Here is a 23980-nt window from a genome sequence, read left to right on the forward strand (position 1 = left end):
ATGGAAATCACGCTCAAAACTATAGACCCTGTTAAATATCAATTTGCTTATAAAAAAAATACTGTATACAAAACCAAGACTCTGGTTAATACAATCGGTAATGGTAAGTTTAGTTTCTTTTTAGAATCTACTGAAAAAGGTCTCGAACTTGTTTTTAGAAATGAATTCTACACGAATAATACCTCAAAAGACCCATTGGTTTTTTCTCCCGTAAAACTCATATATCACCCTGACGGGAATTTATTTTTAATTAAAAACAGAGAAAACCTTAAAATTCAATGGAGTAAGTATAAGGAAAAATATAGGAATGCTGAGAATTTATCCGTACTGATGACCTTTGAACGGTTGTATTTCCATACTCCTTTAGGATTGGAATATGAATTGGCGTCTAATGGTGCATACGTCCCGTTTCTTCTTTATGTTTACTATACAGATCTAAAGGAGGACACTATTCTAAGAGGCATGGACTGGGTGCATACACCTTTAAACTTACCCCTGAGAATTGATTATCAGGCAGGCGGTACTAAAGGAGATATCATTTATATTCTAGGTGTAATTTCCTTGGACGAAGAAATGCTGACTAAGGTAATAGCCGATAAGAATTTCCAAAGCAGGGCCAAACCTTACCATTATTCAAGAAATTTTCAGATTCAGTCGGAAATAAAAATTGCATATGATCTGAATACGGGATATATTCATTCTGCAGTATTTAGGCTAAAAATATCAGGAAAAGAGGAACAAATTATTGAAGAAATTGATTATGAATTTACTCAGGATGGCCTGGATAATATTTTCAGACCAAAAAACAGGAGCTTTCTGATATAGTATATTAAATAATCATAAAGTATAATACTAAGACTAGTTCTCTGAGAATAAAAAAAATTATACTGAATTTAAGCAAAAACTAATTGACTGGTCTGATAGAAGTTTGGAAGGAGGCAGGAGCTCTCTGCCACCAGGATTTTTTGATTAAATTGATAGTTTATAGTAATTTAATTTTATGGAAGAAGAAAACAAAGTGTCAATATTTGGTGGATTTGTTTTATCTGAAGAACACCTTTCCTCATTTGTTAAGGAGAATTTTACGGAGGATGGTGATATCTATTCAGATTTAATGGATGATCTAAAAGTTGATTACATAGATAATCAATTTCAAGAAGTGCTTTATATTGGTAAGGAAGTTATTAAGGATGATTTGGTGCAATTTTCGTATTCAGAATCTTTTTTGCATTTAATAAACGAGGATTTATCAGGTTATAATAGTGTGATTTTATTATATAATTTTAACTGTAAAAATAAACCTCAAAAAATTACTTTAATAGGGGTTTATGATTACCGTTGATTTGACTTATTGTAAGATAGGATCTACAGAATTATATCTGTTGTTAGTCGAATCAAAGTATAAACCGACTAGAGGTGTTTTTAAGATATTGGGTGTAGATGAGGATGTGGCTACCGATGAGTATGATAATGAGTATATGGTTCTGAATTCTCAGACTCGAGCTACTTTATTTTTCCTGTAGAAATATTAACATGCTTGGCCATTCGTAGAAATTTGGTGTTACCCGAATTCATTGCCGATAATAATGAATTAATGCTAATGCAAATCAATTCTTTGCCTAAATAAATATTCCGAAGAAAGTACACCAGTGTTCCGTACTAAAGTGGTTCTTCGTCACTTTTGGTGAAAACCCCAATGGGGTAAAATCAACTTAAATCTTTAGCTTTAAAAGTGCTTTCGAAGTATCAAAACCGTTTTATTACATACGCATTAATGATTCTTCGCCAAAAGTGACGAAGAACCAGTTTGTCCCATAATATGGTGATAGGATAAAATTTCCTCAAACTATTATTATAAGCAATTGATATTTAGTAGCTTAGGGTAGATTAAATTCCCAATCATGGATCACTACAAAATATTGCCGGACAATTTGACGGCAAAAAAGATCAACGCGCTCGCTGACGAATTCGATCTTAACTTCCAAACGTATCTCATAGCTATCGTATTTCCCAAATATGAGATCTGCTTATTGTCAACCCTGCAATACCGGTTCGATCCGACCAGTCCGTGGATAGTCAAGGCGAGCAATTTATCGTCGAACAACCATGAGATAACATTCGAACTTGGTTCGTTCAGTCCCGAGTTGCCACTACAGCTGTTCTGGATCGTAAACGGTATCACTAAGTTGTCTTCCGTAGCGATATTTCTTGGCAACAAGGAAACAAAGAAATTTATTAGGATTGCCCCTGCCGAAGGAAGTAAGGTAATTGAGAAAGGCAAGGACTGGATCGACGAAAAAAAGGATATCTCGTTAAACTTTTGAAGCTATGAAATATATTTTAATGATCTTCCTGTTTATAATGGCCAGCGATGTGTTCGCTCAGGTCAGCCCAGCCGTTGTGAAGCAATTACGAGATGAAGCGAAAGTCAAAGGCAAGGAAACTCCGTTTATTTCAGACGTGACCGGCAACACCTTATCCCAAAACCAGATATTTAAGGAAGTCGATCCTTTGGGTTTCGACCTGTTCAACGCCAACCTTTCTTTTTCCGAGAAAGATCAGGTTCAAAAAATCGGATTTTCGCCTTTAAAGCTGATCAGCAACTGGTATACAGACTGGGGTATATCCAACTTACGGATAAGTGCGGCGAATAGCAGTACCGGCCTAACCTCGGGGCTCAGTCTTGGCTACGACGGCTCGGCGTTGGAAAGCGCTCGGGTAAGGGGGCTTTACACAAAACTTAAGGCCAAGCTTGATGATGATAAATTACTTCCGGTTTTACGACCCAGGGGGGCCGCCGAATCGACAGCCGATTATACCATTTATTACCAGAGCGTTTACCGGAAAAAACTCGATGAACTAATCGAAGAATTCGATCTCGCTAGGCTCAAGCACGTGTTTAAGGTTCAGGGCGGTTACAATGCGCAGTTCTTCAGCGTGCTAGGCAGTAACAGTCCCACATCAACTTTTGACAGCCTGAACTACCATGGCTTTAAAGGCAACAACTTATTCCTAACGGCTTCTTACAGCTTTAATAATGGCTGGTTAAACCTTAGTGCAGGATATAATTATTTTAATAAACGCAAAGCTGCTGATTCCACACAAATACTCAACCGCTACGATGGATTTTCTTTTGGTGTGTCAAAGAGGGTTGTACAGCTGATCGGAACGGAAGCACTTAAGAAAAAAGATTTTTACAAGAACACTAGGTTCATTCCTTCCATTTTGTTCGGCGTATCTTATGAACGGTCTAAGTTTTTGGGACAGGATTATTTGTTTGCAGAAGAAGGAGCCAAACATATCTACACTTGGACGCCATATATTGAGTTCGCCATTATCCCGACTGTGCAGTTCAGGATGGGATTTCCGTTTAAAAACTCCGAGCTTTTCGATACCAAGTCTAAAGGTCAGACAATTAACACAGTATTTCAGTTCAATTATAAACTGATCAACCTCAACTGACAGATGATAGAGTCTAAAAATACGCAATCGGCACTGGTCGTTTTGAATTATTTCTCACGAGCGATGATTTTCATGCAGATTGCAGTTTAAGCTATTTTTTGACGGTAAAGTCAGGGAGTGTGTATTTCAGCGAAAGTGGCTCTTAATCACTTTTGATGAAGGATTCAGCCAGTATACATCTTTACAATTCGGTGCTACAAAAAACTATTTTATAGACAGGGATCCATCAACGGTGATTTATCTTTTATGATTTCACCAAAAGTGACGAAGAACCACTTTGAAGCGGAATCGTGGCGTACTATGTAGCGGAATATCCACCTAAAGATAGTATTGACTATCCACAGGATGAATTAATTAATAAATGTAAGGCCAAATTACTTATTGATAATCGAGGAATAAAGTTTGAGTTCTAGATCGAATAAAGCCGATGTTGCATCCACATACATCGGCTCCTTATTAACTAACCTATAACTGTTCCCTGAAACTCAATACAGAAGAACAATGCTTTCAATCACGTATTACTGGTAAATAAAGTGATTTGATCACATCAATTGATATTGAGTAATTAAACCCGGTCTCAGAAAAAATTATAATCTCTTCCAATTTTAAAGCATCATTTAAATCAATTCTAATCTCTTTTCTCATAAGGATATTTGCTACAGCAATGCAAACTGCTGGTGTTATCTTAATACTGCAATTTATTTCTGGTTTGCATTTTCCATTTAAAACATAACGTTTTCTCCTGTGTTTGCTGGCAAATTTCTCAACATCAAAATTTATTGATTTTGATCTGTTTGCTCGCATGATGATAAGTAAATAAGTAATAATGTCATCAACTAACAGCTTTTCAAGAGAGAAGATTTCATCTACTTTATTCAGTTTTTTAACATCGATTATAAGTTGATAAGCACCTAATGCCAGTGCTAAATTGATTATCGCAATTAATGATAAGGTTAGGATAGGGGTTTGCTGGTATATTTCTTCATATACGGGTTTTATTGGTGGCCAGGGCATTGCTATTAGCGCCATTATTCAGGATTATTTTTATCAAATTATAAATAGATTTAAGTTGATACATTTAAAATAAATGACAATAAAAGTCTATTACAATAACATGAAGTTGTTGATTAAATTTATTGGTTAATATTTTTGTTTGTAATTTATTACTGTAGTTCCTAATGAGATGAATAATTATCCTAAAAGGAGTGTATTTAAATTAATTTTGTGAATAAATTACTTTTTGGATTCAATTTCATAAATGATGTTGCTTATGTAAGCATTAAAACCTTTGGCAAAAAGCCATCTACAAAGAATGGAATAACTAGCATGCATATAATGTAACCTTTAGTGTTTTGGCTGTAATTTTTACGAACTGCAATTGAAAGTATTAGCAACCATGTTGTCCAATTAGCAGTTGTATTGTTTATATTTTTCATCATTATTTTTAGGGGTAAATAAATATTTCGGGTCAATTATAAATACTTTTTTTTTCATCGACAAGTAATTATTAGTCAGTGATTTAATGAGAAAAATGTTAAATCGATTTTTTATATATTGACTGACAGAATTATTTTTTTATTTTTTTTAGCACTAAAAGTTGTACAAATTTCCTTTTCAATTTACCTCTCGTGTAAAATCAATTTCTTACAGTAGACTAAATCGAATTGTACGTTTAGATTGCTAGTTAATGGTGTTTTATAGCTTTTAAGAGTATTATTTTTAATATTTCATCCTGGAATTATTTAAGTTTAGTGGTCATTCATAAACAAAGCACCAGATTTCTGTTCACCACCTACCAATAGTAGTTTTCCTGATTCATTTAGGATCAGGAAAACGGTGGTGATAAACAAAAAGTTGAAATTTTATTTTAGAAGAATACAATTGCCTATAACCAGGAGATCAATACCGGTTGCATAAAATGTCCGGATAGCATCAACTGGACTGCATACAATAGGATCTCCTTTTACATTAAATGATGTATTTAATACGGTACCAGTACCAGTGAGTTCTTTTAATTCAGTTAACAATTTGTAATAACGCTCATTAGGATGCTCACTTACAATCTGAATCCTTGAAGTGCCATCCTCATGAATTACTGCCGGAATTTCTCGCTTAGCCAAATCATTTGCAGTTAAAGTCATTGTCATAAAACTGAATGCTCCGTTTTTCAGATTTTTTTTAATCTTTTCTCCTAAAACAAAGTATTTTGAAACATCATCTTGTAACATTGAAGGACAAAAAGGTCGCCAGATCTGCCTTTGCTTAATAATCCGGTTGACTGTATTTTTAGACTCAATGTTTAATGGATTGGCCAATATAGAGCGCGCACCCAATGCTCGCTGGCCACCTTCCATACCAAGCTGGAACCATCCGATCACCTTATTGTCTGCAATTTGCTGAGCGACATATCCTTCTAAGTTTTCAGGCTTAAAAAATTTCAACTGACATCTCATTAATATCACTTCAATCTCTCTATCAGAATATTTGTTTCCTAAGTATACATGACCTAATGGCTGATTTTGCAAATTACCTTCGAGATTATAATAAAGCGCCATTCCAGCGCCGATTGATGTTCCAGAGTCCGAAGCAATGGGGTAGACGTACATTTTTTGAATCCAATCAGATTCAAATAGTGCACCATTCATTTTAACATTCATAGCAACTCCACCGGCTAAACACAAATTGTGGTTGCCGGTTTTAATAGCCCAATATTTGGAAACCTCAAGTATAATTTCTTCAAGATGGTTCTGAGCTGCCAGTGCAATATCTTTGTGCCATTGGGTGATTTCGGCATCTGAAGCTCTCGGCGATCTTCCCATCAAAGTGGCGAATGAATCTGAGCAAAAATTTGAAAAAGTTTTATTGCCAAGTGAAATATAATGAGGGTTGCAATCAACACCACCTGTTTGATCGTACCAGATTACAGCATCTAATCTCATTTTGGCTTTTTTATAAATAGCGCTTTTTTTTCCATATGCAGAAAGACCCATTACCTGCCATTCATCACCATAAGCTGTAAATCCAAGATATTCGGTGATTGCAGAGTAAAACCAGCCCAATGAAACCGGAGTTTTTACCTCTTTAAGCAATTCAAGCCTATTGTTTTTACCCTCCCAAATAGAAATTGTCACTTCTTCCCCAGAACCATCAAGTGTTAAAACGATAGATTCAGAAATACCAGAGGTGAAAAAAGTAGTGCATGCATGAGCTAGATGATGATTTACGAATAATATTTCAGGAAATTGAATATTACCATAAACTCTTCTTAATTGCTTTAAAATAATTGATTTTTGATTTTCACTCTTATACTCAGCTAGTTTTGCCTTTTCATAAGCGATATCATTTTTATGGTTAATATCATATCTGGTATTTATGGAATCATAGTGTTTCTCCATTGTACCATCATCATACTTTGCGCATTGCCAGGGGATGGCTATATTATCAATCTGATCCCAATCTAATTTTGTCTGTTTAAAAACCTGAGCAATTGCGTTAATCGGAAAAAGGTTACTGGCATGTTTATAACGTATTAAACGTTCTTCTTCTACATAAGCTATTGCATTACCATTTTGTATGATAGCTGCAGAAGGATCTACACCTAAATTATATATGCCCAATGTTATCATTTGAAATTATTAATTGGTTAATAGTCCATACCAGCTGATAAAGCAACTTTCTGCATAATCCACATTTATTTTTTTTCCAGTCAGCTCGTCAAGCGCGAAGATGTCGTCCCAAAGAATTCTGTTTTTTTTTATTTCTCCGGTATAATTTTTCAATGCTTTTTCCTTTAAAAAGAAGAAATCAGATATGTCAATGATACAATTAGGTACGTAGCAGGATGCCATATGATTGACAGTTGGGAATTCAAGAATGATCCTTTTTCTAAGTGCATTCTTGATCATATTAAATGTTTCCTCATGATCGCGGTGAGCATCATATCTTGAAGTAGTTAATACCAATGTATTACCTTGATTCAGGTTATTGCCATTTTGGTCAATAACTCCATTTTTAAATTCAATTGAATGAATTTTAGATTTAAGGATCTCCACGGATTTAGAGTAGTTTAAAGAAAACTCTTTGAGATTTCCATCTTCAAAATCCAAAAAAGAGATATTATCAATTGTATTTACACCTAAAACAGATACAGCAGCAATAGTCTCAGCTTTACGATTCAAAGGATTTGTCCCGCTTTTTAAATCTAATTTTTCGGACGTTACGTAGAGGATATAAACATTGAAGCCATAATCAATTAGCCTCGCTATCGTACCAGCCATACCGATCGATTCATCATCGTGATGGGGGGAAACAACGATAGCCAGACGATTTAAAATGAATTTATTGTAATCAGATACTAACGTTTTATTACGTAAATCAAGAAAGAAAGAAGTGTTATTAAGGGGAGTATTCATTGTAAATTATCTCTTGTTTTTGAAAGTAATTTACAATTTTAGCTTACCTGTTAATTGGACAAATGACCCATAATTATTCTATTGTTAGATGTTTAGGTTCATTAATTTCAGCGTAAGATAGATCTTCTGTTTTACCGGATTCCAGCCAGATAACACTTTGACTGGATTTATGGCTTTGTCCCAGAATATCGGCATATAGCTCAGGTCTGCGCGCCTTAATATATCTGTGGCCGCCAGCTTGGGTTAATTTTTCCTCCGTTAACTCGGCTATGACAAAATCGTTTCCAAGCACCTTACATTCAGCAATGATATCACCAAAAGGATCTATGATCATAGAACAACCGTTTTTAAGCTGGTCATCGTCCATACCAATCGGGTTCGAGAAAACAGCATAAATGGCATTATCGTAAGCTCTGGCAGGAAGCCATTTCATTAACCAGGCTCTTCCCTTTAATCCATTAAACTCAGCAAGAAGCGAATTCGGATCATTTTCTCTGTTGAACCATAAATCCGGAGATACAAATCCGGCACCAGGACGGGTAGAAGGAGTGCACATTGTAACATGAGGCATAAAGATGATTTCAGCACCCAGTAATTTTGTCGCCCTCACATTCTCAATAACATTGTTATCATAGCAAATAAGAATTCCGCATTTCCAGCCAAAAAGATCAAATACACAATAATCATTACCTGGTTTTATGTAGGGATTAATGAAAGGATGCAGTTTTCTGTATTTCGCTACTAATCCATTCCTGTCCACACATACATAAGCTTTATAAATGTTGTTTTGCTCATCTTTTTCGAATAATCCAGCAAGAATAACAATGTTGTGCTGATCAGCAATTCCCTGAAGTTTAAGAATACTATCTCCTGCAGGAATGAATTCTGCAATCTCCAGCAGTTGCCCTTCTGATAAATTGCGTGCAAAAGTGTATCCAGTAATAGAACATTCGTAAAATGAAATCACATCTGCGCCTGCTTTAGATGCTTTGTCAGCTAAAGCAGCGATGACAGACAAATTATAATCTTTGTCTCCACTTTTATTCTCAAACTGAGCAGTAGCTATTTTTATATTTTTCATATCCTATTAAAAACAAATGTATACTTCATACATGAAAACGGGTTGTAAGAATTCGACATATAAAAAAAAATAATTTAAATTTTTGGAAATTCTAAAAGATTTAGGGCCAGTGCATCAAATTTTAATGAATATTGAGTTGGTGTTATCCCAGTTATTCTTTTGAAATACCTGGCTACGTGAGCCTGATCATAATACCCGGCATCATAAGCACTATCTTTTAATTTGAGATGATGTGTGTCTCGAAGACTTTTTAAGTAGATGGTAAACTTGACGATATCACAATATTTTTTTGGAGTGATTCCAATTGTTTCAATGAACTTTCTTTCAATTTGTTTCTGCTCGCAGCCCGTATACCTAATTAATTGCTCCTGGTTGATTAATCCATTGTTTTGCTGAATGAAATTTACAGATGCTGTTATCATTGGCAAAGCTGGATTATTGATATTTGCAATGATCTTAATGAAAAATGATTCCAATATTTGAATTCTTTCAGCCAGATTCTGGCAAACAAATAACCTTTCAGTCACCTCAGTGCCGATATTTCCAAATAAATCAGTGAGACTGATAGTCTGTTCAACCAATTCATTCGCAGGTATATTTAGCAAGTTGCTCAATGCATAAGGTTTGAAGACCACTATCAGTAAACAAGTTTCATCCACACAAAAGATATTCTTAAATCCGCTAATTTGGCCATAAGCAAATGAGGAAGGTAAGGAATCAGTTATACCAGTTTTTCCAGAATTGGTTATTAACCTGTTTTTGAACGAAAAGACAATTCCAGTATTACCATCAGAGAATAGCCGGAATTTCTTGACTCCTTTTGTATTGCTCTCCACAAATAAGTAATGTTTTATTAATGATGATAATTGCTTTGTAGGATAAAACTGCATATCAGATCTATTTTATTATAAATTTGGAAATTCCAAAAGATTAAGCGCTAGTGCATCAAATTTTAATGAATATTGTGTTGGTGTCACCCCAGTTATTTTCTTGAAGTACCTCGTAACATGAGCCTGATCATAATACCCTGATTCATAAGCAAGATTACTTAGTTTAGCAGGCTTTGAGTCTCTGAGATATTTTAAATAAACTGTAAGCTTGACGATATCGCAATATTTTTTTGGAGTAATCCCAATTGTTTCAATGAACTTTCTTTCAATTTGCCTCTGCTCGCAGCCAGTGTACCTAATTAATTGTTCCTGGTTGATTAAACCATTGTTTTGCTGAATGAAATTTACAGATGCTGTTATCATTGGAGTAGCTGGATTATTAACATTTGCAATGATCTTAATAAAAAATGATTCCAACATTTGAATTCTTTCAGCCAGATTCTGACAAAGAAATAATCTCTCAGTCACCTCAGTGGCGATATTCCCAAATAAATCAGTCAGATCAATAGTCTGTTCTACCAATTCATTCGCAGGTATATTTAGTAAGTTGCTCAATGCATACGGTTTGAAGACCACGATCAATAAAGAAGTTTCATCCACACAAAAGATATTCTTGAATCCGCTAATTTGGCCATAAGCAAATGAAACAGGTAAAGAATCAGTTAGCCCTGTTTGGCTGGAACTTGTAATCAATTTATTTTTGAACGAAAAAACAATCCCTGTATTCCCATCTGAAAATAGACGGAATTTTTTGATTCCTTTTGCATTGCTCTCAACAAATAAGTAATGTTTAATCAATGTTGACAATTGCTTTGCTGGGTAAAACTGCATATCAGATCCCTCAATTTATTACCAAATGTATCTTTCTTAAACTACATAAAAATGTAAAAAGTCTCAAACACCTCAAAAATGATGATGGATTATTTTGTCCTATTTTTATTGAAAAAATAATTTTGATGTTTCCGTAATTATAAATGCTTTTAGCCTTATTCGTGTCGAATTTGTACAATTTTAGATTCGTTTTTTTTTGTAGGAATCCTTAACATTACATCAGAAATGGTGCTTTTTAAGCTTTAAAGGCCTTTTTACATAAACTGTTATAACTGCAATTTGAGTATATGAATAATGGTCAATAATATGAGTAAAGAAGTTTTTTTAAGTGAAAAGGAGCTGGTTGAAACCCTAAGAACAAATAGAACTTTTGCGATCAGTGAATTGTATGATAAATATTCGGGCGCTTTGTTATTCAAAATATTATATATAGTTGAACGCACAGATTTAGCTGAACAGGTACTTAAAGATGTATTTGTAGAAGCATGGAGGACAGCTGTTGATTACAACCCAAATGATAGGCGCTTATTTACATGGATTTTAAACCTCGCTGTAAAACATGCGAAAAAGACTTTGAAAATAATTGAGGAGAATTCTAATCGAAAAGATTTACAAAACCAGCAGCATATTAACTACACTACATTTAATAATGATGAAAAGAATGAATATTGTCATTTAAGAGCTGAAGAGCTTTTAAATTACCTGGATCTGGAGTTATCAGAAGTGTTTTATACTGTTTATTTCTTAGGAAATACGTTAGAAGAAGCATCAGAGATTCTTAGATCACCACTTGAAGTAATTAAATGCAAGATTCGGATGGCTATTCTGGAACTGAGAAAGATTTATAGTCAGGAATTCCATTAAGAGTAACCAATAAAGAGCCTAAACTATACTTACCTTATTAACGCTTGTATGAATTATTCCTTTGAATGTAATCTTCAACTTGATGTAAAGTTGCCAGATCATGTTTTTAATTTTATAAAGATAGCTGTTAAGATGAACACAGTTATTAATCCTAAATCAGTCGACGGCAGATATTGGCTATCTTGCATTCAAGAGAGAAGGACAAAGAAAACCACAACATTTTCTATAAAACAACTGGAGCATATCATCATTTCCTCAATACAACCCTTTTTATACAATTTTGATTATAACCAGGAATACCGGGAATTTATATTTGATGTGCACACTGTATTGACGGACTTATTAGAAGAAGCAAAGCTGGAACAAAAGAAGCTTAATGATTCCTATACAAAACAAACTACTTCAATTGTATTCATCTGATAGAATAAAATTAGATCTATTATTTGACCAATTAATAATTCCCAGAATGTTGCTTCATTGATATTCCTTTGATGTTTTTTAATAAATCAATTGCTAAAGTTATACAACTTATATGTTTGCGATTAATAATAATTTAACAATGATTTAAATATTACCTAATTTTACAAGATCATCTCCAAAGATTTATTGTTATTGTGTTTACAAAAAATAATTCCATTGTAATGATTTTGTATAGTAAACTTTCTGATGATGAATTGGCTGTCTTGCTCCGTGATGGTGATAAAACCGCATTCAGCGAAATCTACCATAGATACAAAGGAATCCTTCACGTTCATGCTTATAAAAAGCTAGGTGACTTCGAAGAAGCTAAAGATGTTATACAGGATTTATTTTCCACTTTATGGTTAAAGCATAAGGATATGCCGCTAACTACAAATATCTCTGGTTATCTATATATAACGATCAGGAATAAGATATTTAATATAATTGCTCATAAAAAGGTAATATCAAAATATACGGATTCTATCACTAGCTTCATTGATGAAAATAATTTCACTACTGATTTGATCATGCGTGAAAAGGATCTGGCTAGCATCATAGAGAAGGAAATCAATGCATTGCCACCAAAAATGAGAGAAGTCTTTATTTTGAGCCGCAGAAAAAATATGAGCCATAAAGAGATTGCCAATACCCTGGGAGTCTCTGAACATACAGTGAAAAATCAGATAAAAAGTTCATTAAAGATTCTCAGAACAAAACTAGGGTTGATTCTTTACCTAGCTCTGCTTTTAAAATTCTAATTATTTACTTTTCTTAATCGGATAGCTTAATCTTTGCCTATACAGTGTTTTTATGATTGTGTTTGAGAAAATAAAATATTTTTTCAGCATGACTAGCCCTTTGCCATAGCGTTACCTGTCTTAGTTAAAATTAGAAAAAACAGCTGGGGCTTATGAATAAATCGGAATTAATAAAGAAGTATAGTAATGGCACTTGTACTGAAGGTGAAAAAATACTGCTGGAATCCTGGTATAACAAATTTGAACTTAATGATATTCCCCGTTTAACAGAACTCCAATTTGAAGAAATCAACACTTCAGTTCCTAATATCATTGCTAACAAGAGAGAGAATAAGCTCTGGCCCCAAATAGCTGCTGTCGCATCAATAATTATTTCAATCTGCATTTGGTTTTATTTTTATAAAAGCGTAGGTACTGTCCGAACTGAAATCACTTTTAAAAACGAAATCAGGCCAGGAAAGAATGGTGCTACGCTAACATTGGCAAATGGTAAGAATATTACCTTATCAAATGCTATAAACGGAATTCTTGCTAAAGAGGCGGGTGTAAAAATCACTAAGTCTGCTGACGGACAAATTATTTATGAAGTTTCGAATTCCTCTTCCAAAAATGGAAAGGGGGAATTACACTATAATACTCTGACAACAGCCAGGGGCGAACAATATCAGGTGCGTTTGCCGGATAGTTCGATAGTATGGCTTAACGCTGCCTCAGCTCTCAAATACCCTTCATCTTTTGCGTCACTCAAAGACAGGGTAGTAGAGTTGAGCGGCGAAGCCTATTTTCAGGTAGCAAAGGATAAAAAACGTCCTTTTATCGTTTACAGCAGAGGTCAGAAAGTAAAAGTTCTGGGGACGCACTTCAATATCAATGGATACGATGATGAATTTTCTGTTCAAACCACTTTATTAGAGGGCTCTATTGAAGTGACCTCTAAAAAGGAGATAAATCATCTATATCAGCGCGGAATAGCTGAAAATAAAACTGTAGTTATTAAACCTGGTCAACAGTCCCAAATCAGAAAAGGCCAGATTAAGATTTTAAGCAATGTTGATCTGGACGACATTGTTGCATGGAAAGATGGATATTTTATTTTCAATGAAAATATTAAGAGCATTATGAATAAGGTGGCAAGGTGGTATAATGTAGAAATTTTCTATAAAAATGAGCCAGACCCTAAGCTTGCTTTTCAAGGTAAAATTGCCAGAAGTAGAAGTCTAAGTGAAGTACTTGGAATTATGGAAAGAACAGGAGCAGTAAACTTTAAAGTTGAAGGAAGGAGGGTTACAATTACGATAAATTAAATACTTAACTGTTAAGAATCCAAAAAATAAGCCAGAAGTGCTCGAAACACTGCTGGCTAAGTCTGGGTTCCGATAATAAAAATTTGAGATAGTTATCAACCTTAAACCAGAACTACAAATGTATAAAATTTATACTAAGAAAGATGGTGTGCTTAATCGGCACATCAGTAAATTATTGCTAATTATGCGATTAACTACTTTGATCTTAATAGCAACCATAATGCAGTTGAGTGCTACTGGCTATAGCCAGCGCATTTCTCTCAACATTAAGAATGCGCCATTAAACAATGTCATTAAAGAAATAAGCAGGCAAAGCGGCTACGAGTTTTTTTATAATAATGATTTGATTGAGAAAACCAGCCCAATTACAATTAATATAAGGAATTCATCTTTAGAAGAAGCATTAATTAAATGCTTCATTAATCAGCCTTTCACATTTGAAATCCGTAATAAAGCGGTTTCTTTAAAACCTAAAAGCCCATCAATTATTAAAAGCTTAAATAAAGCACTGTCTGAATTGTTTACTGAAATTGATATCAGGGGACATGTCGTTGATAATAACAATTTGCCTTTAGTTGGGACAACAGTTAAAGTGTTAAATAGCAATAAAGCAGTTTTAACGAATAATGAAGGGTATTTTGAATTATTAAATGTTGATGAAAAAGCAATTTTAATTGTAAGTTATATTGGCTACAAATCACAGCAGATACCAGCCCAGCAATCTGGGCCTTTAATTATTAAACTTGAACTTCAACCCTCAGACCTTGAAGGTGTAGAAATTGTGAGTACAGGATACCAAACTTTACCAAAAGAACGTACAACTGGTTCATTTGAAAAGATAGACAATAATTTATTTAATCGCGTAACAGGAACCACTGTCACATCAAGATTACTTGGAACTGTTGCAGGGGTGTATTTTAATAATAGATCGGCAACATCTCCAACTGGTGATGCGATATCAATAAGGGGAATAAGTTCACTAAATAATAATACCATTCTTACCAGGCCGCTGGTAGTATTGGATAATATCCCTTATGAAGGAGATCTATCTAATTTGAACCCAAATGATGTTGAAAATATCACAATTCTTAAAGATGCTGCTGCTGCTTCTATCTGGGGAACACGAGCTGGTAATGGTGTAATCGTAATAACTACAAAAAAAGGCGCATATGATAAACCTCTATCTATATCATTCAATGGAAATGTCACTATTTCAGAAAAGCCGGATTTATTTTACCTGCCTCAAATAAGTAGTTCAGATGCCATTGATGTTGAGAGGTTTTTATTTGCCAATCAGTATTATGATAACAAATTAACAACCACCAGTCCTTATCCTCCATTTTTAACCCCCGTAGTTGAACTATTAGCAAAGCAACGTGAACTACCTTTATCAGATACAGAAGGAAGAGCACTGATAGATAATCAGATTAATGCCTTTCGTCAGTATGATGTACGTAACGATTATCTAAAATATATGTATAGGGACGCTATAAACCAACAGTATTCACTTAATATAAATGGTGGTAGTAAACAAGTTACCTATATGTTATCTGCAGGGTATGACCGAAACTTAAATAGTTTAGTAACTTCTACTTATAATAGAACATCCTTCCGATCTAATGTCACTTTTAAACCAATTAAACAGCTTGATATTCAAACCAGTTTTTTGTACACAAGAACAAAAGACGTAAATTCTGACGAGGCAGCTGCTGGCGCGACATCATATGATCCTGGATTGTTCTACCCTTATGCTCGTTTGGCTGACGGCTCCGGCAACCATCTCGCGCCTGGCATGATCTATAATCCGACTTATCTTGACAACTTAAGTAAGGATTCCCGACTGGTTGACTGGAGATTTAAGCCTTTGGATGATCTTCATAAAACTGTCTTTACTGGAAATTCACAGGATATCCTATTCAACCTTGGCGTTACATACAATTTAAATTCAATACTGTCAGCAGACATCAAATATCAATATCAGCAAACTAATACAGATTCCAAAACATTGTACGACAAAGATTCCTACTATGTACGGAATCTGGTAAACACCTATACTGATCCAATTACCTTTGAGCGGGCTATTCCTTCTGGTGCAATAAATATTCCAAGGGAATCAATATTTAAAGCCCAAACTATCCGTGCACAGGTCAATGAGCACAAAATCTGGAATAATAAACATGAACTTAATGCAATTGCTGGTGCCGAAGCTCGAAAAAATTATGGATTGACAACAATTCAAAATACATTATATGGTTTTGATCCTAATACCAATTCTTTTTTAAATGTAGACTACAAGAACCCTGTCCAAACTTATTATGGAGGAACAGAATTAATACCTAACCAGCCATCAATAAATGATAATAACAATAGATTCACTTCTTTATTTTTCAACTCAGCATACACGTATAATAATCGTTATTCAATATCTGCAAGTGTTCGTAAAGATGCTTCAAATGTGTTTGGAGATAATGCCAATAAACGAGGGTCTCCTTTATGGTCTGGAGGTGCAAGTTGGGATATATCTAAAGAGAACTTTTATAGATTTGAATTCATACCTAATTTGAAACTTAGGGGAACATATGGCTATAGCGGAAACGTTGTAACTGGAGTTCCTGCGTATGCAGTTGTCACTTATCCTGGCAGTAATTCTATAACAGGACTTCCTTATGCAGAGACTACTAATCCCCCTAATCCAGATTTAAGATGGGAAAAGGTCGGAATGTTAAATATAGGATTAGATTTTAGTATGAAGAATAACCGGCTTACAGGAAGTATTGAGTATTTTGATAAGCGCTCAAAAGATCTGGTCACTAACGCACCAATTGATCTTACCAAGGGATCATATACACAAACTTTAAATTCTGCTAACCTGCATGGAAAAGGAATTGATATAACTTTAAATTCTTTGAACATGAATATGTCCGATTTTCAATGGAGGAGCACTTTAATATTTAATTATAGCAGAACAATAGTGACCCGTTATTTATTAAAGGAAAATACTGCTCTGGATTACATTGGTCGGTCAAATTTTCTCAATCCAATTGAGGGAAAGGATGCGTATGCTGTTCTTGCATATAATTGGGCTGGCCTTGATTCTTCCAATGGAGAGCCTCAAGGTTATCTTAATGGCGAAGTGAGTAAAGATTATTCAAACTTATTGAATGCTAAAATAGAGGATCTTCGGTATTTTGGCTCTGCCACGCCAGTTTATTATGGAGCGTTTCGTAATACATTTTCCTTTAAAGGAATAGAAGTGTCAGCTAATATCCTTTATAAATTTGATTATTATTTTAAAAGACCCGGGATAAACTACAATAATCTTTATGCCATAGGTATGGGTAATGAAGAATATTCACGAAGATGGCAAAAACAAGGAGATGAAAAAATCACAGATATACCTGCTATGATCTATCCTCCAAACTCTGAGCGTGATGATTTTTATAATGGCTCTGCGGCTACTGTAGAAAAGGCTGACCATATTCGCCTGCAAGATATTACAGTTGCTTATCTGCTCCAAAATAGGATACCAGGTCTGAAATCTGTCAGACTTTATGCAAATGTGAATAATGTTGGAATTCTATGGAGGGCTAATAAAAAAGGTATTGATCCAGATATCATCAGTGGCTACCGTTCTCCACGTACATTTTCAATGGGACTAACAGCGAATTTTTAATTTTTAGTAAAACTAATTATGAATCGGAAAAACATATTTTTAACACTCTTCATTTTAATCTGTGTATGCTCTATTTCCTGTAAAAAGGATTTTCTGGATGTTAGGCCAAACAGTAAAGAAGTGAAGTTTTCTGCTGCTGATTGCCAGGCTTTATTAGATAATTTTGATGTAATGAATGCCCTCTATCCTATAGATGGTGAGTTATCATCAGATAATTATTACCTGCTGACTTCTACATATAACGGACTTTTTGATCAGGCAGACAAAGATATACACAGATGGGCTTCTGATGCTAGAAGGAATGGCGCTAACAGCAGTTGGATTGCACCTTATACCGTTGTATATAATGCGAACCTGGTAATAAAGGTACTTCAAGATGACCCGGGTAATCTCAACCAGATAACAATAAATACTTTAAGGGGATCTGCATTGTTTTTTCGGGCACACGCTTTTTTTCAAGTAGCCCAGTTGTATGCAAAACCTTACGATCAAAATTCTACTAATTCAGATCCTGGAATTCCTGTACGGACAGAACCAGATTTAGAAGTTGAATCTGAGAGAGGAACTGTAAAGCAAACCTATGACCGGATCATACAGGACTTTAAAGAGGCAATCACCTTATTACCTTTAACAAGTAGCATTAAGTCACGTCCAAACAGGGTAGCGGCATTTGCTGCGCTCGCAAGAACATTTCTGGCTATGGAAGATTACAATAATGCTGGTATATATGCAGACTCCTGCTTAAAATACCATAAGACCTTACTAGACTATAATTCTATCAGCAGAACTTCTCTTACACCTTTTACCAGATTTAATGATGAAGTGATATTTCATAGTACCACGAATGCAGCTGGCCCTGTGCGCCCGTCAATAGCACTAATAGATACCTTGCTTTATAGGTCTTATAACGACCATGATCTGCGAAAGGAAATTTTTTTTAACCCTGTCGCTGCCGGGCAAAGATTTACCGGAAATTATAACCCGGTTACTATTGCCGCATTTTTTAATGGATTTGCTACGGATGAGGTATACCTTATACGTGCAGAATGTTATGCCCGAAATGGAAAAATAGATCTGGCTATGGCAGATCTCAATACATTAATGAAAACAAGGTGGGATGATAATGTTGTTTATCCTACGATTGGGGCTACTACTGTAGATGAAGCATTAAGTAAAGTGATTGAAGAGAGAAGAAAGGAACTTTTATTCAGAGGGCTAAGATGGTCTGATCTAAGGAGATTAAATAAGGATACTAAATTTCAAAAAACACTATATCGCAATCTTGATGGGACAACCTATTCACTTCCGCCAAATGATAAACGTTATGTATTACTAATTGATCAGCAAGTTATCAATAATTCAAATCTCCAACAAAATCCCAGATGAAATTAAAACTAAAAAATCTTCCTTTCTTTGGCTGGGTAAGTATGATGATTGCAGTTATTTTATCTACCCATTTGGTGTTGAATGCTAATCCAATCCACAGTGATAATCTTCAAGTAAGTACCTTTACTGATACAATAAAGAGTTTGAATGTCGGAGATGTTGTACCGGACATTATTATTAAAAAGATAGTTAATGATAAACAGCGAAGCACACATCTGTCAGATTACAAAGATGTATTATTGATTCTGGATTTTTGGACAACAGGCTGTACCGCCTGCATTGCTGAATTTCCTAAAATGGATTCTTTACAAAAAGTATTTGGCGATCAGATTAAAATACTTGCGGTTACTTATGAAGCTGAAAGCCATATTAATTCATTTTTTAAAAATAATAAATATGCAAAAACAACGATGCTACCGTCTGTGGTAGAAGATAATGTATTAAATAAATGGTTTAAGCATTGGGCAATACCCCACGAAGCTTGGATTTACAGAGGAAAAGTCATTGCACTTACCGGGGGTGAATATGTTACGGCAAAAAATATCCAATATGTACTGGATGGGAATTTACCTGAATGGCCTGTTAAGGATGATTTTAAGCAACTTGATGACAGCAAACCCCTGATCAGTAAAGGGGGATTCGGTCAAACTGTGAGTTATACTGTTATAACACCATTTAGAGAAGGTGTGCACGACAAAAAAATCATAAGCAGTTTGGATTCCAATACTAAAACCCGCAGAAATTATTTTTTGAATTTGGGTATATTATCAGCTTATAAAGCTTTATTGAGCTATTTGGTTCAAATTCCTTTATCAAGTGGGAGTCGCAACCGGCTTATTTTAAACGTAAAGGACAAATCTAAGTACATTTATGATCGGGCGTTAGGTACTAAAGAGGAATGGAACAGAAAAAATCAATTTTGTTATGAGTCTATTACTCCAGATAGAGTTGGTGATGATAAAAAACAATATGAGTTGATGATTGCTGATCTGAATCGCTTATTTGGATTAGATGCACGGTGGGAAAAACGATTAATGAAATGTCTTGTGTTGACCAGAACATCTTCCGCTGACAAAATTAAATCAAAAGGCGGAGAAACTATTTTATCTTTTGATAAATCGGTTAAAGAGTTCAAAAACACCCCATTTGATAATTTGGTCTATAAGTTAAACGATTATGAAAATAATCCACCAATAATTAATGAAACCGGATATGAAGACCCTGTAGATATTGAGCTTAAGATAGATTCCTGGACTGATATAAAAACCATAAAGAAAGTACTTCGGCAATACGGTCTTGATTTTAAAGAAGAAGAACGTGAGCTTGATGTGTTTGTATTGACCGAAAAATAGTCTATTGAATGGAAAATGATTTATTGTAATGCACAGTTATGATATTCATTTTCAAAATGGTATATATTTAATTTGGGAACTTTTAAAAGTCTGGATTCTCATGATGGCCAGACTTTTATCTTAATTCGGCTTTAAATATTTTATACATATTTAAGCTGAGTCACATCAGGCGTAATTATACCATTTAAAGCATTTGTAATTGCATTTTGAATATCTCCTGTTATAATTGGTTTCGCATGGGCATCACTATTTGCAAAAATTGCACATAGTGTTTCACCACCTATGCAACCAGGATTATTGTTAATTATATAGTTAGATGCTACATAAGGGTCTCCATTTGCATTTAATTTAAACCAATTCATAATTTTAAGTTTTAAATATTTTATCAAAATTAAAATAAGCCAAGTGGTCCTTATCAAATTACCACTTGGCTAAAGACTAAGCAGCTTTCAGCTGAGTCACATTTGGTGTAATTATGCCATTTAAAGCGTTAGTGATGGCTGTTTGAATTTGCCCAGTTATAATAGGCTTGTTATTTGCATCAGTTTGCGCATTGATAGAACATAAAGTTTCTGATCCAACACAGCCCGGATTATTGTTGAGCGTATAATTAGCTGGAAGATAAGGATTAGTAGCACCTGTATTTAATTTAAACCAGTTCATAATATTTCACTTTTAATATAAAAGTGTAAACTCTAATTCATTAACTGCCTACTCTTTTCAAGGTTTTCAGCTAGCCCTTTGCCTACTATGTTAAGGATATTCAGCATTTTCCTTTTTACTAACTGCCATGCAAACTGCATGTTTAATTTGCTTTTCAAAAGGTTGTATCATCAGATAATGTAATACTAATATCGAAAGATTTTATTTCGAATAAAAGGGTCAAGTGGCTCAAATTCAGTTTTTTATATTTTTTTTTATATTGTTTAAGGATAAGAGATATCAATTGATTATCTCTTATCCTTAGTAATAGCCCACACCCTTGGCGGAGTTATTACTTTTTAGTATTAATACAATATCGCTTTGCTTACGTCCCTTGCATCAGTAGCGGTGGTTTGTTACCAGTACCTTCCGGTATTTAAAAAATTACAGTTAATTGGGTTTGGGGACTGTAATTTTCTCTGATGCTTAATACGCACTGGAAGAGCGTTTACACATTGGTACTCCCCAAATATTATTTATTTGAATATTACCTCAATTTTAATTCTAATGAGGTTATTGTAAAATATCTAATAAGTTAGCAAGAATTCTAAATACTACCTAGGGACAGTTGCCACAAATAGACTATTCATCTGTATGAAAGAAACTATTCATTTGTCAATAAAAAGCTATTCATATGTATATTCACTACCTGATAATTCATTTATTTTGGCGGTTTGTTTCAGAAGGCTGAAGTTGAATATCTAAAAAATAAAAATAATATTTAGTTGGATTAAAAATGAAATTTTACCTTAAATACGTCTATAATGCATTATTCGCCTTGTTAATTTAGGTTTTAAATCCTGAGATTTAAATTTCAAATCCTACAACTCACATGAGAACTAATAATAATTAGTTAACACTAATTTAAATAATACTAATTTTGCTTTTAATCTCTTCTACTGTTACAATGAATTTATGTTAGGCTAATTGTAACTAAACGTAAGTATGAGATTATATAGTGACCTTTCAGATATTGAATTGACACATTTGCTTCGAAATGGTAATGCAGTCGCATTTGATGAGATTTACTTTCGTTATAAAAGTTTATTACACATTCACACTTATAAAAAACTGGGTGACTTTGATGATGCCAGTGACATCATACAAGAACTATTTACCAATCTGTGGATTAAGCGTTCTGCTTTGCCGGATCAAACCAACCTTAAAAGTTACTTATTTGTATCTGTCCGTAATAGAATACTGGACTTCATTTCTCACAAAAAAGTAGAATCAAAATATATTAATAGCTTTCAAATTTTCATAAATGATAAAAGTAGTTATGTAACTGATCTGTTCATTAGAGAGCGGGAATTTGCTAAAATTATTGAGAAGGAAATAAATGAGCTGCCACCAAAAATGAGAGAAATCTTTATTTTGAGCAGAACCACCGGGTTATCTCATAAAGAGATCGCAGAAAAACTAAACATTTCTGAAAATACCGTTAAAAACCAGGTTAAAGGTGCCCTTAAAAAATTGAAGTGCAAGTTTGGCTTATTCTGGTTTCTGGTTTTCGTGCTTTTTTATTAAACTTTTTCATTTTTTTTTGATTTTCGTATAGTCCCTGCATAGTGCACTCGCCGTTATACTACTATAACCAGCAAAAAAAGTCGGTGTATGGAAAGAACGGATATCATAAAATTATTAAAAAGATATAATTCGGGTCAATGTACTGTTGAGGAAATTGCCTTGATAGAGACATTTTACATGAATTATGTGGAAGTTGATGTTTCTGATTTAACCGAAGAACAATTGGAGATATTGATGAATCCTGAACCTTCAAAAATTAAAAAATCAATCTACAGCCCAACTTTGAAACAGATTGGTATTGCAGCTTCAATCATGCTTATGGTTATGGTTCTGGCTATGTTTAGCTTCCTGAAAAATAAAACAGATCAAGATATTATTGCTGACTCTAAAGACATAGCTCCCGGTAAAAACAGTGCGACACTAATCTTATCTAGTGGTAAGAAAATCATCTTATCCGAAGTTTCAAATGAAAAGCTCGCTCAGGAGGCCGGAGTAAAAATTACGAAAACTGTTGACGGAGAACTTTTATATGAACTTTCAAGTTCCTCTCCTGCAAATAGCAATAGGGGCAAAGACTTAAGATTTAATACACTTTCTACCTCCAGAGGCGAGCAATATAAGATTCGCTTACCCGATAGCTCCATCGTGTGGCTGAATGCCGCCTCGTCCCTTAAATACCCTACTTCTTTCACTTCATTAAAAGAAAGAAGAGTTGAATTAAAAGGTGAGGCTTACTTTCAGGTAGCTAAGGATAAAAGTCATCCATTTTATGTTTCCAGTAAAGGGCAGGAGGTTAAAGTGCTGGGAACCAGATTTAACGTAAATAGTTATGACGATGAACCTGTTGTGAAAACCACTCTATTAGAAGGGTCTGTAAAAATCAATACCAATTCTAATGATTCACTGCCAGGTAAAAAGAAATCTGAGACTATCCTGAATCCTGGCCAACAAGCACAATTAACGGCAAATCATATATCAGTTATAAATAATGCTGATCTGGAAGATGTAATCGCATGGAAAGATGGCTATTTCATTTTTAATGAAAATTTGAAAAGTATAATGAATAGGGTTGGAAGGTGGTACGATGTAGAAGTTGTATATGAGACCGTACCAGATCCCAATCATAATTTTCAGGGAAAGATAGCCAGAACCAGGAATATATCAGAAGTATTAAAGATTATGGAATATCAGGGAATTGTACACTTTAAAATCGAAGGAAGGAGGGTCATTGTGACAAAATAAACGATCAGAAGTTAAAGTGTGATCCACAAAAAAA

Annotated in this window: 21 protein-coding genes; 13 read left to right on the top strand and 8 right to left on the bottom strand. The window is 34.3% G+C overall.

The window, feature by feature from the left end; translation table 11 throughout:
* The 4 genes from AB3G38_RS02565 (at position 1) to AB3G38_RS02580 (ending at position 3462) form a co-directional block, all read left to right on the top strand.
* Positions 1-825 (top strand): hypothetical protein, encoded by an 825-nt coding sequence (locus tag AB3G38_RS02565; RefSeq protein WP_367866938.1) that lies wholly within the window; start codon positions 1-3, stop codon positions 823-825.
* A gap of 175 nt (positions 826-1000) precedes the next feature.
* Positions 1001-1342 (top strand): immunity 22 family protein, encoded by a 342-nt coding sequence (locus AB3G38_RS02570; protein WP_367866939.1) that lies wholly within the window; start codon positions 1001-1003, stop codon positions 1340-1342.
* A 559-nt stretch (positions 1343-1901) separates the two neighbouring features.
* Positions 1902-2324, top strand: a complete 423-nt coding sequence (locus AB3G38_RS02575; RefSeq protein ID WP_367866940.1) for a hypothetical protein — start codon at positions 1902-1904, stop codon at positions 2322-2324.
* A gap of 4 nt (positions 2325-2328) precedes the next feature.
* A complete protein-coding gene (locus AB3G38_RS02580; RefSeq protein WP_367866941.1) occupies positions 2329-3462 on the top strand; it encodes a hypothetical protein in 1134 nt (377 codons plus the stop codon).
* 507 nt (positions 3463-3969) lie between these two features.
* Here the strand turns inward: AB3G38_RS02580 and AB3G38_RS02585 are convergent.
* The 6 genes from AB3G38_RS02585 to AB3G38_RS02610 all read right to left on the bottom strand — a co-directional run bounded on the left by AB3G38_RS02585 (position 3970) and on the right by AB3G38_RS02610 (position 10676).
* Positions 3970-4491, bottom strand: coding sequence for a hypothetical protein (locus AB3G38_RS02585; RefSeq protein ID WP_367866942.1), 522 nt, complete (start codon positions 4489-4491; stop codon positions 3970-3972).
* Between the two features lie 833 nt (positions 4492-5324).
* Positions 5325-7088, bottom strand: a complete 1764-nt coding sequence (locus tag AB3G38_RS02590; protein WP_367866943.1) for a carbamoyltransferase — start codon at positions 7086-7088, stop codon at positions 5325-5327.
* A gap of 9 nt (positions 7089-7097) precedes the next feature.
* Entirely contained in the window at positions 7098-7874 is a 777-nt protein-coding gene (locus tag AB3G38_RS02595; protein ID WP_367866944.1) for a PIG-L deacetylase family protein, read from the bottom strand.
* Between the two features lie 73 nt (positions 7875-7947).
* A complete protein-coding gene (locus AB3G38_RS02600; protein ID WP_367866945.1) occupies positions 7948-8955 on the bottom strand; it encodes a nitrilase family protein in 1008 nt (335 codons plus the stop codon).
* A 74-nt stretch (positions 8956-9029) separates the two neighbouring features.
* Entirely contained in the window at positions 9030-9845 is an 816-nt protein-coding gene (locus AB3G38_RS02605; protein ID WP_367866946.1) for a DUF6597 domain-containing transcriptional factor, read from the bottom strand.
* A 15-nt stretch (positions 9846-9860) separates the two neighbouring features.
* Positions 9861-10676 carry a DUF6597 domain-containing transcriptional factor gene (locus tag AB3G38_RS02610; RefSeq protein WP_367866947.1) on the bottom strand — a complete coding sequence of 272 codons (816 nt, stop codon included), beginning with the start codon at positions 10674-10676 and terminating at the stop codon, positions 9861-9863.
* 306 nt (positions 10677-10982) lie between these two features.
* Between AB3G38_RS02610 and AB3G38_RS02615 the strand changes: the two genes are divergently transcribed.
* From AB3G38_RS02615 to AB3G38_RS02645, 7 genes are all read left to right on the top strand, one after another.
* Entirely contained in the window at positions 10983-11540 is a 558-nt protein-coding gene (locus tag AB3G38_RS02615) for a hypothetical protein (RefSeq protein WP_367866948.1), read from the top strand.
* A 132-nt stretch (positions 11541-11672) separates the two neighbouring features.
* Positions 11673-11960 carry a hypothetical protein gene (locus AB3G38_RS02620; RefSeq protein ID WP_367866949.1) on the top strand — a complete coding sequence of 96 codons (288 nt, stop codon included), beginning with the start codon at positions 11673-11675 and terminating at the stop codon, positions 11958-11960.
* A gap of 221 nt (positions 11961-12181) precedes the next feature.
* Complete coding sequence (locus tag AB3G38_RS02625) at positions 12182-12760, top strand: RNA polymerase sigma-70 factor (RefSeq protein WP_367866950.1); 579 nt, start codon at positions 12182-12184, stop codon at positions 12758-12760.
* Between the two features lie 152 nt (positions 12761-12912).
* Complete coding sequence (locus AB3G38_RS02630; protein ID WP_367866951.1) at positions 12913-14064, top strand: FecR family protein; 1152 nt, start codon at positions 12913-12915, stop codon at positions 14062-14064.
* Between the two features lie 118 nt (positions 14065-14182).
* Complete coding sequence (locus AB3G38_RS02635; RefSeq protein ID WP_367866952.1) at positions 14183-17737, top strand: SusC/RagA family TonB-linked outer membrane protein; 3555 nt, start codon at positions 14183-14185, stop codon at positions 17735-17737.
* Between the two features lie 18 nt (positions 17738-17755).
* The gene (locus tag AB3G38_RS02640; protein ID WP_367866953.1) at positions 17756-19123 is read left to right on the top strand and encodes a RagB/SusD family nutrient uptake outer membrane protein; all 1368 of its coding nucleotides are present in this window, start codon (positions 17756-17758) and stop codon (positions 19121-19123) included.
* Positions 19120-20475 (top strand): TlpA family protein disulfide reductase, encoded by a 1356-nt coding sequence (locus tag AB3G38_RS02645; protein ID WP_367866954.1) that lies wholly within the window; start codon positions 19120-19122, stop codon positions 20473-20475. The genes AB3G38_RS02640 and AB3G38_RS02645 overlap by 4 nt, the downstream gene beginning before the upstream one ends.
* 140 nt (positions 20476-20615) lie before the next feature.
* Here AB3G38_RS02645 and AB3G38_RS02650 read toward each other — a convergent pair whose 3' ends face one another.
* Positions 20616-20837, bottom strand: a complete 222-nt coding sequence (locus AB3G38_RS02650; RefSeq protein WP_367866955.1) for a hypothetical protein — start codon at positions 20835-20837, stop codon at positions 20616-20618.
* A 76-nt stretch (positions 20838-20913) separates the two neighbouring features.
* Positions 20914-21138, bottom strand: a complete 225-nt coding sequence (locus tag AB3G38_RS02655) for a hypothetical protein (protein WP_367866956.1) — start codon at positions 21136-21138, stop codon at positions 20914-20916.
* A 984-nt stretch (positions 21139-22122) separates the two neighbouring features.
* Here AB3G38_RS02655 and AB3G38_RS02660 point away from each other — a divergent pair.
* Together AB3G38_RS02660 and AB3G38_RS02665 are read left to right on the top strand one after the other, a co-directional pair.
* Positions 22123-22704, top strand: coding sequence for an RNA polymerase sigma-70 factor (locus tag AB3G38_RS02660; protein WP_367866957.1), 582 nt, complete (start codon positions 22123-22125; stop codon positions 22702-22704).
* Between the two features lie 87 nt (positions 22705-22791).
* On the top strand, positions 22792-23946 hold the full coding sequence (locus AB3G38_RS02665) for a FecR family protein (protein WP_367866958.1): 1155 nt from the start codon (positions 22792-22794) through the stop codon (positions 23944-23946).
* Positions 23947-23980: the final 34 nt, after the last annotated feature.

Origin of the sequence: Pedobacter sp. WC2423 (genome assembly GCF_040822065.1) — a bacterium.
In the GTDB taxonomy this organism is placed as follows: Bacteria; Bacteroidota; Bacteroidia; order Sphingobacteriales; family Sphingobacteriaceae; genus Pedobacter.